We start from the raw sequence: 14,738 nt of genomic DNA on the forward strand, positions 1-14,738 counted from the left end.
CGGGAGGTCGGATGAAAGCAATAGCGCTGGTCAGGTTTTGGTGAAGCCGATGAAATCGTCGGGCACGGCGCGGCCCATTTCTTCTTCCCAATGGCGGCGGCAGAGCGAGACATAGACATCCTTGCCGATCGCCACCTGTTCGCCCTGTTTCGCCACCTTGCCGTCGGCGCCGAGGCGCACCACCATCGTCGCCTTGCGGCCGCAACGGCAGATGGTGCGCACCTCGCGCAGGTCGTCGGCGATTGCCAGCAGGGTGCGCGATCCGGAAAACAGCTTGCCTTGGAAATCGGTGCGCAGGCCGTAGCACATGACCGGGATGTTCAGCCGGTCGGCGATGCGGGCGAGTTGCCAGACCTGCTCCTCTTCGAGGAACTGCGCCTCATCGACGAAGACGCAATGGACCGTGGCGTGGTCGTGATGCTCGGCGACCCGGGCAAACAGATCGTCGCCGTCGCGGAACATCTCGGCTTCCGTCTCCAGGCCGATGCGCGACGAGATCAGCCCGGTATCGCCCTTGCGGTAGTGGCCGGCGATGAACAGCATCGTCGTCATGCCGCGCTCGCGGTAATTATACGAGGCCTGCAACAGCATCGTCGTCTTGCCGGCATTCATCGTCGCATAATGGAAGTACAGCTTGGCCATGCCGTCCTTTTAAGCCGAGTTGCAACAAAGCGGGGAGGGGGAGCGCCTACATTCCACCGGGAAAAGGCGACTTCCATCCGGAAAGCGGCGGGCGTGTCGCTGATCGGCCAGCCTGCGCCGTTGTTCGTGATTGCCTTAGTGCTTGAAACCGCAGCAGAATGATGTTTGGCTGACGGAACAAAGGCGGAGATAAAACCGTCGCTTCGCTTCACCGAGAACTGAAATGGGAGAATTTTCATGTCGCGTATGAGTTCATTCGTCGCCGGCCTCGGCCTGGCGGCTTTTCTATCCACGACTGGGGCCTTCGCCGGCGATCCGGAAAGCTGCAAGACGGTGCGTCTGTCCGATGTCGGCTGGACCGACATCCAGGCGACCACCGGCGTCGCCTCGGTGCTGCTCACGGCGCTCGGCTACGAGCCGCAGGTGATCCAGCTTTCGGTGCCGGTGACCTATGCGTCCCTGAAGAACAAAGATCTCGACGTGTTCCTCGGAAACTGGATGCCGTCGATGACCAACGACATCAAGGACTATGCCGCCGAAGGCTCGGTCGAGACCGTCAGTGAAAATCTCAGCGGTGCCGGCTACGGCATCGTCGTTCCGACCTATGTCGCCGATGCCGGTGTCAAGACGCTGACCGATCTCGGCAAATTCAAGGACAAGTTCGACGGCAAGATCTACGGCATCGAGGCCGGCAATGACGGCAACCGCATCATCCTCGACATGATCAAGGATCCGAAGACCAATCTCGAAGGCTTCGAACTGGTCGAATCTTCCGAGGCCGGCATGCTCACCCAGGCCGACCAGTCGATGAAGAACAATGAATGGATCGCCTTCCTCGGCTGGACGCCGCATCCGGTGATGGGCGCCATGAAGATCACCTATCTCGAGGGGATGGGAGATAGCGGCTTTGGTGCTGCCACCGTGCATACCAATGTACGCAAGGGCTACATGAGCGAATGTCCGAACGCCGGCAAGTTCATCGCCAATCTGAAGTTCAACCTGGACATGGAAGGCGAGATGATGGACGCGATCCTGAAGGGCGGCGACGCCAATACGGTCGCGACCGACTGGCTGAAGAAGCACCCGGACGCGGTCGCTCCCTGGATCGCCGGCGTCACCACCTTCGACGGCGGCGATGCGGCGGCTGCGGTGAAAACGGCGCTCGGAAGCTGACCCGACCATCTGGCATGACGAGACAAGGGGCAGCCACGGTAGAAATGGCTGCCCTTTTTCATATCCTGTGACAAGATGACCGTCCGGCGAAGGACGGCGCCGGTAGAAGAGGGGCTAGATGGATCCGATCTCCAAATTCCTGGTCAGTTACAAGATTCCCATCGGGGCATGGGGGAAGGCGTTTTTCGGCTTTCTCACCGACAATTTCGACACCATCTTCAGGGCTTTTTCCAACAGCCTCAACTTCCTGCTCGACGGCATCGTCGACGGGCTGCTGTTGCTGCCGCCGGTTCTGCTGATCGCGCTGATCGCTCTGCTCGCCTATTTCCTGCAGCGCTCGAAAGGCCTGGCTTTGGCGGTATTCATCGGATTGCTGTTCATCCTCAACCAGAACCTGTGGAAGCAGACGGTGGAGACGCTGGTGCTGGTGGTCGCCGCCGCCGCCGTGTCGATGGCCATCGGCGTGCCGCTCGGCATCTGGGCCGCGCACAAGCCGAAGGTGTATCGCGTCATGCTGCCGGTGCTCGACCTGATGCAGACATTGCCGACCTTCGTCTACCTGATCCCGGTGCTGACCCTGTTCGGCCTCGGCAACGCGCCCGGCCTGATCGTCACCATCATCTTCGTCATCCCGACCTCGGTTCGGCTCACCCATCTCGGCGTCACCTCGGTGCCGAAATCGATCGTCGAGGCGGGCGAGGCGTTCGGCGCCACCAAGCGCCAGCTGCTGTGGAAGGTCGAGCTGCCTTCGGCGCTGCCGACCATCATGGCTGGGCTGACCCAGTCGATCATGCTGTCGCTGTCGATGGTGGTGTTCGCCGCCCTGATCGGCGCCGGCGGCCTCGGTACGGAAATCAACCGGGCGCTCGGTTCGCGCAGGATCGACCTCGGGCTTGAGGCAGGGCTGGCGATCGTCGTGCTCGCCATCGTGCTCGACCGGATGACGCGCATCGGCGTGGGAGGCAAGAAATGACCGTCGCCGTCGATTTCAGGAATGTCGACATCGTCTTCGGCGCCGACCAGGCAGGCTCGCTGGCGCTGATCGACAGTGGTGCCACCCGAGCCGAGATCCTCGAACAGACCGGCAACGTACTGGGCTGCGCCGGCGCCAGCCTCACCGTGAACGAGGGCGAGATCTCGGTGCTGATGGGGCTTTCCGGCTCCGGCAAATCGACGCTGCTCAGAGCCGTCAACCGGCTGAACGTCGTCTCGCGCGGCCAGGTGCTGGTCAAGGACGGCGACGGTACGGTCGACGTCGTCACCTGCGACGAGGCGACGCTTCGGCGGCTGCGGCAGAAGCAGGTGGCGATGGTGTTCCAGCAGTTCGGGCTGCTGCCGTGGCGCACGGTGGAGGAGAATGTCGGCCTTGGCCTCGAGCTCGCCGGCGTACCCGAAGCCGAGCGCAAGGAGCGGGTGAACAGGCAACTGAAGCTGGTTCATCTCGACCAGTGGTCGAAGAAATATGCGCATGAGCTTTCCGGCGGCATGCAGCAGCGCGTCGGCCTGGCGCGCGCCTTTGCCACCGAGGCGCCGATCCTGCTCATGGACGAGCCGTTCTCGGCGCTCGATCCGCTGATCCGGACCAAGCTGCAGGACGAGTTGCTGCAGCTCCAGGCCGAGCTGAAGAAGACCATCATCTTCGTCAGCCACGACCTCGAGGAGGCGCTGAAGATCGGCACCCATATCACCATCATGGAAGGCGGGCGCATCGTGCAAACCGGCGCGCCGGAAGACATCGTGCTGCGGCCCGCCAACGACTATGTCCGCGACTTCATCGCCAATGTGAACCCGCTCTCGGTGCTGACCGCGTGGAACGTCATGCGCGACCGCCGCGACCTCGAACACGGCGAGAACGGCTGGGTGTGGCTCGACCGGCGCAGGACGACGCGTTTCAAGATCGACGAGCATGGGCTGGTGGCGGCGGCCGAGCGCGACGGCAAGCCCGCGGTATGGGTGTCCTGCGCCGATGTCGAAGCCCAGCCGGAGGAGACGGCGCAGGTGTTCTGGGCCAATCCCGGCACCTCGCTGAAGACCGTGATGCTGGCCATGCATCGCTCGCAGACGGCACCGGTGGCGCTGTTCGACGACCAGTCGCGCTTTGTCGGCGCCATCGGCGTCAGGGATGTGCTGAGCGCGGTGTTGAGAAGGTAGTTTTTCTCCTTGGGGAGAGAACCAAGACCAAACGCCGAGTTCTGTCGCGCCCCCCTCTGTTCTGTCGGACATCTCTCCTACTTGGGGGAGATCGGCGGTTTCGCGGACGGCTCTCACATTCCAACGTTTGTAATTGGCGAAATCGGCGACGACGGCCAATCTTCCCACCTGTGGAGGAGGTGTCCAGCAGAACAGAGGGGGCGCGAAGGAACGCCGGCTTAGCCCGATACCGCAAGCTAAACCGCAAGCGGCAGGCGCAGCTCCGTCATCAGGCCGCCATCGGGATGGTTGGACAGGCTGACTTCGCCGCCGGCGCTACGGGCGATGTTGCGGGCGATGGTCAAGCCGAGGCCGAGGCCGCCGGTCTGACGGTTGCGCGACTGTTCCAGGCGCACGAACGAGCCGAACACGGCGTCGAGCTCGGCTTGCGGTATGCCCGGACCCTCGTCATGGATCGCCAGCGTGATTGTCTTGCCTGATTGACGCAGGCTGAGATGCGCCCTCTTGCCATAGGTCACCGCGTTCTGGACGAGGTTGGTGACACAGCGCCGTAGCGCGACCGGCCGCGCGACGCAGATCAGGCCGCGCGAGCGCGCGTCCTCATTGTCGAAGGAGACCTCGTCGAAGCCGTCGGCGATCGATTCTACCAGCGACCAGAAATCGATCCTCTCGCTCTTCTCCTCGGTCACCTCGAAAGTGGCGAAGTCGATGACCGAGCTGGCAATGCCTTCGATGTCGGCGAGGTCGTGCGCCAGTGCGGCGCGCACGGACGAATTCCTCAGCAGTTCGAGGCGCAGCCGCATCCTGGTCAGCGGCGTGCGCAGGTCGTGCGCCAGTGCGGCCGCAAGATGCTCGCGGTCCTCGACGTAGGCGCGCAGCCTCGCCTGCATGGCATTGACCGCCTTTGCCGCGGTACGCACCTCGCGGCTGCCGCTCTCGGCGATCGGCGGGCTCTTCAGGTCCTCGCCGATCCGCTTCACCGCGGTCTCCATCATCCGGTAGGGCGCCGTCAGCCGGCGCAGCGACCAGATCGAGGAAGCCACCACCAGCCCGGCGATCAAGGCATAGAGCGGCAGGCTATCGAAGCTCAGTATCGGCCCGGCCGGCGTGTTCGGCTCGGTGAAGTTCAGCCATTGGCCGTCGGCAAAGCGAAGCGAAGCCGTCAGCTTGTCGCTCTGGGCGAAATCGGCGGCCAGCACCAGCAGGTCGCGCTCGACCTGGCCAATATCGGGACCGGCGACCGTCCCGCCGGGAGCGTCGGCTTCGTGCGTTGCCGGGTCGCGGCGGACCCGCGCGTCGGTGATGCCGAACTTCGATAGCCGGCCGACCAATATGTCCTCCAATTCGGCCAGCTCGTCGTCGCCGGCTATCGAGGAAGTAACGGCGGGCGTGTTGGAAACGGTGAGCGCATAAGTGGCGTTGAACAGGCCGGAGGCCGTCGCCTTGCGCTGTTCGGGGGTGGCGTCATGCATCAGCTGTACCAGCGAGAAGGCGCGGTCGTTCAGCCGGTAGAGATCGACGACGTCATTGGCGGCGGCACGGTCGCGCGAAACGATGTAGAGGGTCGCGATTTGGCTGATCAGCAGGCCGGCGATGACGATGAGCAGCACCCAGACCGGCAGCGTTTGCGGCAGAATGCGTCTCATTCGGCGGTCGTCTCAGGCAGGAACTGGTAGCCGCCGCTGCGCACAGTCAAGATCAGCCTCGGCGTTTTCGGGTCATCCTCCATCTTGCGCCGCAGCCGGCTGACCAGAATGTCGACGCTGCGATCGAAGCTGTAGCCGCTGTCGCCGCCGGACAGCTCGATGAGCTGCTCGCGGCTCAGTACGCGCTGCGCGCTCTTGACGAAGGTCTGCAGTAGATTGAATTCGGCCATCGTCAGCTCGATCCTGACGTCGCCGGGCGCCATCAGCCGGCGGCGCGAACAGTCCATCGTCCAGCCGGCGAAATGGTAGATCTGCCGCGAGGCGGCGCGTCGCGGTTCGGCGGCGCCATTGCGTCTCAAGACGGCACGAATGCGTGCGAGCAACTCGCGCGGATCGAAAGGTTTCGGCACGTAGTCGTCGGCGCCCATCTCTAGCCCAACCACGCGGTCGGTAGTTTCGGTAACCGCGGTCAGCATGATGATCGGCGTCGAATAATTGGCGCGCAACTCGCGGCAGAGCTCCAGCCCGCTCTTGCCAGGCAGCATGACGTCCAGGACGATCAGGTCGACCTGGGCGCGGCGCAGGATGGTCTCCATCTCGGTGCCGTCGGCGGCGACCGACGTATGCAGCCCTCGCTTCTGGAAGAATTCCTGAAGCAGGTCGCGAATGCCCTTGTCGTCATCGACGATCAGTATGTGGGGGTCGGATTTCACAGGGAACCTGTCATTTGTGGATCGCCCAAGCGCTGCTTCGGCCGTCAGCCAGACGATAGAATTCAGGCCATAAGTTGGCCAGTGGAGATCGGCGGCCCGATCCGGGCTGCCCAGAAACAATCCAGAAACAAAATTCTACAATCCGGAAAAACTGCCGAAAAAAATCAAAGGCATAAGTGGTGCCGTGGCGGTCAGGTCATCGGCTGCGACACGCGTTACGGGATTACGGACAGACCAATGCAAAGGTTCTCGATCAGTCTGATGGGTGCGTTGCTTTCCATTTCGCTCGTCACGGTCGCGGTCGAACATGCCGATGCAAAACTGGCCGATGCGAAGGTGGCCAATGCAAAGGCGGCCGATGCAAAGGTGGCGACCACCCGCAGCGAGCGTTGCATCGATCTGAACCGCCAGTTTGACGAAGCCCTCGAAACCCATGCCGCGGCAACGCAGGTCACCGCGGCGAAAGCACTTCAAAGAAAGGGAAACCGGTTCTGCGCCAACAAGAAACAGGCACAGGGAATCCGGATGCTCGCGAACGCTTTGAAGCTGCTTGGAGTGACACCGATCGATCCCGTTCAGTGACACTCAATCCGATCTGCACAAAAAGGAAGTGAAGCCATGAAAAAGTCCCTCCTCTCCGCCCTCGGTCTCGCCATCGCGCTGGCCGTCTCGATGCCGGTTCTCGGCGCCAGCAGCGCCAATGCCGCGACCACCACCCCGGCTGCGACGACAACGACGACCGCTGCGCCGGCCAAGGCCGTGAAGAAGGTCGCTGCCAAGAAGACCGTCAAGAAGCACAAGAAGCACGCGGTCAAGGCAGCTCCCAAGGCCTGATCAAGCGACATCTTTCTACCCTATGAGAAGACCGCTCCAGTTGCGATTTGCCTGGAGCGGTCGTCTTTTTTGTTGCGTGCGGACAGTAGGGCCAGTCCCGGCCCACACCCCCGGTTGAACGCCAGACGGCAGTTCCCACATAGGCACGGACTTTTGAACTGCGCCTGCCGGCAAGCCGATCGCGCGCGGTTGAATGGACGACCGCTTTTGCCCATGTCAAAATAACCGCAAAGCTGTCGTACGCAATTGCCGGTCCAATGCCTGAAATCACGACAAAACCCCGTACCAGCACGAAGCCGAAGGTCGAACGGCCGAAGCTCTACAAGGTCATCCTGGTCAATGACGATTTCACGCCGCGCGAGTTCGTCGTGACGGTGCTGAAGGCCGAGTTCAAGCTCAGCGAAGACCAGGCGCACAGGATAATGATCACCGCGCACCGGCGCGGCGTCTGCGTTGTCGCCGTCTTCACCAGGGATGTCGCCGAGACCAAGGCGGCGCGGGCAACCGATGCCGGCAAGGCCAAGGGCTACCCGCTGATGTTCACGACGGAGCCGGAGGAGTAGGGCGGTTCGCTTTCTTCCTTCTCCCCTTGTGGGAGAAGGTGGCCGAGCGAAGCTCGGTCGGATGAGGGGTGTTCCAGCTTGGCAAGGACGGCACTCCGTCCAGCACCCCTCAACCGTCTTGGCGCTGCGCGCCAATCCACCTTCTCCCACAAGGGGAGAAGGATAAACCGCGTTACCGCCCTTCGCGGTACCACATCGAGCCCATCGCCAGAAGCAGCAGGCCGAGCCCCAAGAAGCCACCGAACAGCGGCACGCGCGAGACGGCCTTGAGTACGCTGTCGTCGGTGGTGCGCAGGCCGATCCAGTCATCGCCGGAAGCCGCGCCCGAGGAACGGACCGGGACTACGGATGGCAGCGTGACCGTGCTGGTCAGGCTGCCAATGGCCGATGCCGGCGCCAGCCGGCGAACGCTGCCGCCGGTTGCCTCAGCCGGTGGTTTCAGCCGGTTCTCGGTGGAGACGACGTCGGTGAATTCCGGCGCGTTGACCGGCCCGACATGGGCCAATGCCGTCAGGTCGCCATTGCCGACCTGATAGAGACCGATTTCGTTGGTCTCGACGCTGCCGAGGAAGACGCCTGGTTCGGATTTCTCGAGCCTGACGATCAGTGCCTTGCCGGACGGCGTGATGACTTGCGCCGGGCCGGGGTCGTCGCTCATCGTCTGGCGGCGGATTTCCAGCACCATGCCGCGGCCGTCGGCGGTCAGCCGCTCTTCCTCGAGTTCGGGCTCCTTCATCAGCCAGTGGGCGATGCGCCGGTAGAGCTGGACGTGCGGGCCACCGCCCTCGAAGCCGCGCGCCCACAGCCAGCCCTGATCGGACAAAAGCATGCCGACGCGGCCTTCGCCCTTGCGATCGAGCAGCAGCAGCGGCCGGTTGTCGGCGCCCTTCATCACCACCTCGCCCTCGGGGTTCTCGACGCCGATGGTGCGGAACCAGCGGCTCCAGTGCGGCGGCTCGGTCGCGGAGCCGTCGAGCCCACGCGTTACCGGATGACGCTGGCCGGTATCGGTGAGGCGCGGATAGAAGGGCTTGTCGATGACCTCGCCGGTCGGCATTGCCGGCAGCGCCGACATCAGCGGCGTGCGGGCGATCGAGCTTTCGCCGGCATATTCGGGGCCTGCCGCGATCAGTAGCGCGCCGCCCTTTTCGACATACTCGGAGATGTAGTCGTAATAGAGGATCGGCAGCACGTCGCGGTGCTGATAGCGGTCGAAGATGATCAGGTCGAAATCCTTGATCTTCTCGACGAACAGCTCGCGCGTCGGGAAGGCGATCAGCGACAATTCGTTGATCGGCGTGCCGTCCTGCTTTTCCGGCGGGCGCAGGATGGTGAAGTGCACGAGGTCGACCGAAGCGTCGGATTTCAGCAAATTGCGCCAGGTGCGCTCGCCGGCATGCGGTTCGCCGGAAACAAGCAGCACGCGCAGATTTTCGCGGATGCCGTCGATCAGCGCGATGGCGCGGTTGTTGGTGTCGGTGAGTTCGCCCGGCTCGTGGTTGATGGCGAGTTCGACGATGTTTCGCCCGGCGCTGGGAATGGTCACCTGCAGCGGCATCGCCTGGCCGATGTTGGCGTGCTCGACCGATACCTGCTCGCCGTTGACCGATACGCGGACATCGACCGGGCCGGTTTCGTTGTTGGTGGCGATGACGCGATACGTCATTTCGAGCGGCTTGCCGACCAGCCCGAATCGCGGCGCATTCTCGAAGCGGATGCGGCGGTCCTTCTCATGCTCGTTGCCGGTAATCAGCGCATGCAGCGGGGCATTGAAGTCAGGTGCGCCAAGCGGCGCGTCATGCACCTCGCCATCGGTGATCATGATGGCGCCGGCGATGCGCGATGGCGGCACGTCGCGGAAAGCATTTTCGAGCGAGGAAAACAACCGCGTCTCGGTGCGCTCGTCGGCGGCTTCGGACTTGCCGGCCTCGACGACACGGACGTCGAACTGCTTGAAGCGGCCGAGACGCTGCTGAAGCCCGGCCAATGCCGCGTCGGTCTGCTTGGTGCGGTCGCCTATATCCTGGCTCTGGCTGCGATCGACGACGACGGCGACGATGCTTTTCAGCGGCTCGCGCTCTTCGTCGAGGAACACCGGATTGAGCAGCGCCGCAGCCAGCGCAATCAGGGCTGCCAGGCGGAAGACCGCGCCGCGCTGGCGAAACCAAAGGCCGGCGAGGGACAGCAGCAGCAGCGGCACCAGAACCACGGCGAGCAGCGGCCAGGTGATGAGCGGTTCGAAGGCGAGCGACCAGTTCATGGTCTATTGCCCCAACCGTTCGAGCAGCACCGGGACGTGCACCTGGTCGGATTTGTAGTTGCCGGTCAGCATATACATCATGATGTTGACGCCGGCGCGCAGCGCATAGATGCGCTGCATCGGATCCGAAGGCACCGTCGGCAATAGCGGGTCGCCATTCTCGTCGACGGCCCAAGCGCCGGCGAAATCATTGGCGGTGATCATGATCGGCGAAACGCCGTCGCCGGTGCGCACCGGGCGGTTCTCGGTGTTGCTGGCTTCGAGCGATGCCTCGACCCAAAGCGGGCTGCCGGCAAAACGGCCAGGAAACTCCGGAAGGATGTAGAAGGATTTGGTCAGCACGTGGTCCGACGGCACCGGCTCCAGCGGTGGCACGTTGAGGTTGCCGAGGATGTCGCGCAGCCGCTCCGTCGCCGGGCTGGTCGAATCCGCACCAATACCATTGGCGAACTGGTCGCGGGTGTCGAACAAGACCGTTCCGCCCTGCTGCATGTAGGCGTCGATGCGGGCGATGGCGGCCTCGCTGGGCAGCGGGGCCGAGGGATCGATCGGCCAGTAGATCAGCGGATAGAAGGAAAGTTCGTCCTTCGAGATGTCGACGCCGGCCGGTGCTCCGGGTTCGAGCGCGGTTTTTTCGATAAGAAAGCGGGTCAGGCCTTCGAGCCCGGCGCGGCTGATCGAATCGACACCCGGCTCGCCGGTCAGCACGTAGGCGATCCGGGTCTTTGAAATGTCCCCGATCGCCTCGGTATCTCCCGGTTTGGCGTCGTCGGCACGCGCGACGTCCGCGTGGCCAATCAAGGCGCCGAGCGCAATCAGCAGGACGGCTGCCGTCGCCGCAGCGCCGGCACGGCGCGGCCGGCGCGACAACAGGCCGCCCATCCAGAATACGGCAAGCGTGTCGAGCACCATCAGCACCAGGGCGGCCGTGACAAGCGGACCTTTGAGGTTGTGCTGCTCGTCGAAGGCATACTGGATGGTGGTGACCGGCACCGTGATTTCAGGCCGGGCCAGCGGCCTGAATGCGCTGTCGCCGCCGAGCAGATTGTGAGCGAACACTCCAGTCTCGGAGCCGTAGAGGCCGGGCGGGTTTTCCAGCGTCACCGGCAGCGGGCCGGCGCCGGGCACCAGCGGCCTGGCATCCGGCGTCGGCGGCACCAGCGTGCCGTCGGCGGCGATCATACGATAGGGTGCCAGCGACGTGGCGGCGGCCTCGGCATTGGCGACAGCCGCGCCCTGGTTGCGCGACAATTGCACGATGCGCCGCAGCATCTCGACGAAGCTGCCGGAGATCGGCAGGTTGGACCACGTCGCCTCGGGGGTGACGTGGAACAGTACGAGGGTGCCCTTGTCCTTCTTCATCCCGGTCACCAGCGGCGTACCGTCGGCAAGCGTGGCCCAGGTGCGCTCGACGATGTCGGGCGTCGGTTCGGCCAGCACCTGCCTGGTGACGGTGACCTCGGTGGGCGGCGCGAGGTCGGCGAAGGGACCGGTTTTCGGGAATTCGGTGACCGGCTGCGGCGCCGTCCATGACAGCGCGCCGCCAAGCGATCGTTCGCCCGTGCGCAGCCGAACTGGCAGCAGGTCGTCGTCATTGCCGGCAGCGGCCAGCCGCGAACCGGCAAAACGCACCAGCGTGCCGCCCTTGTCGACCCAGTCAACCAGCCTTTGCCGCGCTTGTTCCGGAATGGTGCCGACATCGGCCATGAGGATCATCGCCGGCTTCTGGTCGAGCAGTTGCGGGATGGCGTCGGCGAGATCGACGCTCGACGGCTCGACCAGATCGGCGAACGGCTGCAGGGCGCGGCGGATGTAGTAGAGCGGCGACAGCAGCGGTTGCGCCTGGTCGGCCTCGGCCTGCGACAACAGCCCGACGCGGCGGCGTTTTGAGCTCTCATCGAGCACGCGGACGGCACCGGCCTGGCGCTCGCCATCGAGCGCGATGTAGGCGAAGTCGTTACGCAGTTCGAACGGCACCGCCACCGTGCCGGTGGCGGTGGTTCCGCCCGGGGCAAAGGTCAGCGTCGCGTCGGCAATGCGGCGCCCCTTGTCGTCGAAGGCGCCGGCCGTCACCTGTGCAGGTGCCGGATCGCCCGGTGCGCGGATGGCGGTCAGGGCGAAGCCGTCGACCTGGTTGTCGGCGCCGGTCAGGCCGGTCAGCGACAGCCGGTCGGAGACGGCCCAGACAACACGTGCCGCGTTCTTCGACAACAACGTGTTGAAGGCGGCTTCGTCGCCTTGCGCCGCCAAGCCATCGGCGAGCACCGCGACGCTGGCGCCAGGCAGCGACTCCAAGGCTGAAGCGACGCGGGCATAGACGGCGGGGCGGTCGGTCGGGATCGGCCGCGGCTTTGCCGCGCGCAGCCGGTCGAGCGCGGCAGCGGCATCGAAGGGACCGATCTCGGCATTCGGCTTCTCGGCGGTGAAAGCGATGAGCACCGGCACGCCGTTCGAATTGGCATCGGCGATCAGCCGCTCGGCGGTGGCGACCCGCTTGCCCCAGTCGGCGGCACTTGCCCAGTCATTGTCGATCACCAGCGCCAGGGCAGCGCCCTCGGCCGGCAGCTTTTCGCGCGGATTGAAGACCGGTTCGGCAAGTGCTGCCACGACAAGCGCGGCCATCAGCAGCCTGAGCAGCGTCAGCCACCAAGGGCTCTGCTGCGGCGTTTCTTCGCGCCTCAGCACGCGGGCGAGAATCCTGAGCGGCGGAAACACCTCGGTTTGCGGCCTGGGCGGGGTCAGCCGCAGAAGCCACCAGATCACCGGCAGCGCCAGCAGGCCCCACAGCACCATCGGCGCCCCGAAGGAGAGTGGCAGCCAACTCATGCGCGGGCCCTCCCGGCAAAGGCGCCTTCGCCGGTCATCGCCATGTGGATGCGCACCAGCGCCTCGGAGGCAAGGCGATCGGTATGATTGACGGTAAAGCTCCAGCCAAGCCGTTTGCACCAGGCGGCCAGTTCCTGGCGGCGGGCGGCATAAAGCAGGCGATATTCCTCGCCCAGCATTTCGGCGCGGCCGGCGGTCAGCTTGTCGCCGGTCTCAGGATCGGTGAATTCGGTGCGCCCGGCATAGGGGAAGCTTTCCTCGGCCGGATCGGCGACCTCGACCAGATGGGCGCGCACGCCGTGGCGGGCGAGCACGTCCAGCCACGCCATGGTGTCCTCGACCGGGTCGAGGAAATCGCTGACGAGGACGATGTCGCAGAACCGGCGAATGCCGGATAGGTCGGGCTTTGCCGGCAGGTCGGCGGCGTGCATCAGTTGCGCCGCGATGCGCTCGGCGCCATTGCGGGCGGTGAACGGGTCGGTCAGGCCCGGCCAGGCAATGCGCTCGCCGCTGCGCGACAAAAGCTCGGCCATGGCCAGCGCCAGCACCAGGGCGCGCGATTCCTTGGGAACGCTGGCTCCGGTCGATTTGTAGAGCATGGAAGGCGAGGGATCGGCCCACAGCCACACCGTGTGGGCGGCCTCCCATTCACGGTCGCGGACATAGGTGTGATCGTCGCGGGCGGAACGGCGCCAGTCAATGCGCGAGGAATCGCCTTCGACATAGGGCCGGAACTGCCAGAAATTCTCGCCGATACCGCGCTTGCGGCGGCCATGCCAGCCGGCAATTACCGTGTTGACGATGCGGCGCGCCTCGACCAGCAGGTCCGGCACCAACGAAGCCCGCAACCGGCCTCTGGCGAGCGCATCGCGCGTCGCTGCCGGTGCCTGCGCTTCACCGATGCGCGCCATCAAATCCCTTTCGCAAGCTTCGCCACAACATCGCGAACCGTGGTGCCCTCGGCGCGGGCGGCGAAGGTCAGCGCCATGCGGTGCTGCAGCACCGGCTCGGCGAGCGCGCGGACGTCGTCGACCGACGGCGCCAGCCGGCCGTCATAGAGGGCGCGGGCGCGGGTGCACAGCGTCAGCGCCTGGCTGGCGCGCGGGCCTGGGCCCCAGGCGACGTGCTTGTCGGTATCGGCGTTGCCCTGGCCGGGGCGCGCTGAGCGCACCAGCTTGAGGATCGCCTCGACGACGCTTTCCGGCACCGGCATACGGCGGATGAGCGTCTGGATGTCCTTCAGCCGCGCCGGCTGCAGCACGTTTTCAGCCTTGGCATCCTCGATACCGGTGGTTTCCAGCAGGATGCGGCGCTCCGCCTCGATCTCGGGGTAGAGGATATCGACCTGTATCAGGAAGCGGTCGAGCTGCGCTTCCGGCAGCGGATAGGTGCCTTCCTGCTCCAGCGGGTTCTGCGTCGCCAGGACGTGGAACGGTGACGGCAGATCATGGCGCACGCCGGCAATGGTGACGTGGTATTCCTGCATCGACTGCAGCAGCGCCGACTGGGTGCGTGGCGAGGCGCGGTTGATCTCGTCGGCCATCAGCAGTTGCGCAAAGATCGGCCCGGAAATGAAGCGGAAGGAGCGCTTGCCGAATTCATCCTGCTCCATCACCTCGGAGCCGAGAATGTCCGATGGCATCAGGTCGGGCGTGAACTGGATGCGGCGCGAATCGAGGCCGAGCACGATGCCCAGCGTTTCGACCAGCTTGGTCTTGGCGAGGCCGGGCACGCCGACCAGCAGTGCATGGCCGCCGGCCAGCAATGCGACGAGCGTGCGCTCGACGACGCTTTCCTGGCCGAAAATGACCCGGCCGACGCCGTCACGGACCCTCGAAATGTCGGCCAGCGCTTTCTCGGCCTGCGCCACCATGTCCTTTTCGCTGATCGGGCTTTCCTTGATCATAACGCTCATGCAGCATCGATCCTT

General features: G+C 64.7%; 13 protein-coding genes. 6 read left to right on the forward strand and 7 right to left on the reverse strand.

All coding sequences use genetic code 11. The features are described from left to right. Positions 1–30 precede the first annotated feature (30 nt). A complete protein-coding gene (locus NKI17_RS12085; protein WP_023679506.1) occupies positions 31–642 on the reverse strand; it encodes a thymidine kinase in 612 nt (203 codons plus the stop codon). Positions 643–879: 237 nt separating this feature from the next. Here NKI17_RS12085 and NKI17_RS12090 point away from each other — a divergent pair, with 237 nt between their 5' ends. The 3 genes from NKI17_RS12090 (at position 880) to choV (ending at position 3,966) form a co-directional block, all read left to right on the forward strand. After that, positions 880–1,815, forward strand: coding sequence for a choline ABC transporter substrate-binding protein (locus NKI17_RS12090; protein WP_023679505.1), 936 nt, complete (start codon positions 880–882; stop codon positions 1,813–1,815). 118 nt (positions 1,816–1,933) lie between these two features. Continuing rightward, a complete protein-coding gene (gene choW, locus NKI17_RS12095; RefSeq protein ID WP_254819158.1) occupies positions 1,934–2,788 on the forward strand; it encodes a choline ABC transporter permease subunit in 855 nt (284 codons plus the stop codon). Continuing rightward, positions 2,785–3,966 (forward strand): choline ABC transporter ATP-binding protein, encoded by a 1,182-nt coding sequence (choV, locus tag NKI17_RS12100; protein WP_023679503.1) that lies wholly within the window; start codon positions 2,785–2,787, stop codon positions 3,964–3,966. The genes choW and choV overlap by 4 nt, the downstream gene beginning before the upstream one ends. Before the next feature lie 236 nt (positions 3,967–4,202). On the opposite strand, the gene NKI17_RS12105 is transcribed toward choV, so the two are convergent. Continuing rightward, on the reverse strand, positions 4,203–5,612 hold the full coding sequence (locus NKI17_RS12105; RefSeq protein ID WP_352575764.1) for an ATP-binding protein: 1,410 nt from the start codon (positions 5,610–5,612) through the stop codon (positions 4,203–4,205). Next, positions 5,609–6,325, reverse strand: coding sequence for a response regulator (locus tag NKI17_RS12110; protein ID WP_352690602.1), 717 nt, complete (start codon positions 6,323–6,325; stop codon positions 5,609–5,611). Before NKI17_RS12110 ends, NKI17_RS12105 begins: the two co-directional genes overlap by 4 nt. 237 nt (positions 6,326–6,562) lie before the next feature. On the opposite strand from NKI17_RS12110, the gene NKI17_RS12115 reads away from it, so the two are divergent. The 3 genes from NKI17_RS12115 to clpS all read left to right on the forward strand — a co-directional run bounded on the left by NKI17_RS12115 (position 6,563) and on the right by clpS (position 7,722). Next, positions 6,563–6,907 (forward strand): hypothetical protein, encoded by a 345-nt coding sequence (locus tag NKI17_RS12115; protein ID WP_352469825.1) that lies wholly within the window; start codon positions 6,563–6,565, stop codon positions 6,905–6,907. Positions 6,908–6,943: 36 nt separating this feature from the next. Then, positions 6,944–7,159 (forward strand): hypothetical protein, encoded by a 216-nt coding sequence (locus tag NKI17_RS12120; RefSeq protein WP_352450529.1) that lies wholly within the window; start codon positions 6,944–6,946, stop codon positions 7,157–7,159. A gap of 257 nt (positions 7,160–7,416) precedes the next feature. Next, complete coding sequence (gene clpS / locus NKI17_RS12125) at positions 7,417–7,722, forward strand: ATP-dependent Clp protease adapter ClpS (protein ID WP_023679498.1); 306 nt, start codon at positions 7,417–7,419, stop codon at positions 7,720–7,722. A 172-nt stretch (positions 7,723–7,894) separates the two neighbouring features. Here clpS and NKI17_RS12130 read toward each other — a convergent pair whose 3' ends face one another. Genes NKI17_RS12130 through NKI17_RS12145 form a run of 4 tightly spaced genes read right to left on the reverse strand, consistent with a single transcriptional unit; the run spans position 7,895 to position 14,723 of the window. Then, a complete protein-coding gene (locus tag NKI17_RS12130; protein WP_352690606.1) occupies positions 7,895–9,982 on the reverse strand; it encodes a hypothetical protein in 2,088 nt (695 codons plus the stop codon). 3 nt (positions 9,983–9,985) lie between these two features. After that, positions 9,986–12,808 (reverse strand): DUF4159 domain-containing protein, encoded by a 2,823-nt coding sequence (locus NKI17_RS12135; protein WP_023679496.1) that lies wholly within the window; start codon positions 12,806–12,808, stop codon positions 9,986–9,988. Then, entirely contained in the window at positions 12,805–13,719 is a 915-nt protein-coding gene (locus tag NKI17_RS12140) for a DUF58 domain-containing protein (RefSeq protein WP_352456454.1), read from the reverse strand. The genes NKI17_RS12135 and NKI17_RS12140 overlap by 4 nt, the downstream gene beginning before the upstream one ends. Further along, entirely contained in the window at positions 13,719–14,723 is a 1,005-nt protein-coding gene (locus NKI17_RS12145; RefSeq protein WP_352456455.1) for an AAA family ATPase, read from the reverse strand. The genes NKI17_RS12140 and NKI17_RS12145 overlap by 1 nt, the downstream gene beginning before the upstream one ends. Between the last annotated feature and the right edge of the window lie 15 nt (positions 14,724–14,738).

Source organism: Mesorhizobium sp. M0816 (assembly GCF_040320005.1).
Taxonomy (GTDB): Bacteria; Pseudomonadota; Alphaproteobacteria; order Rhizobiales; family Rhizobiaceae; genus Mesorhizobium.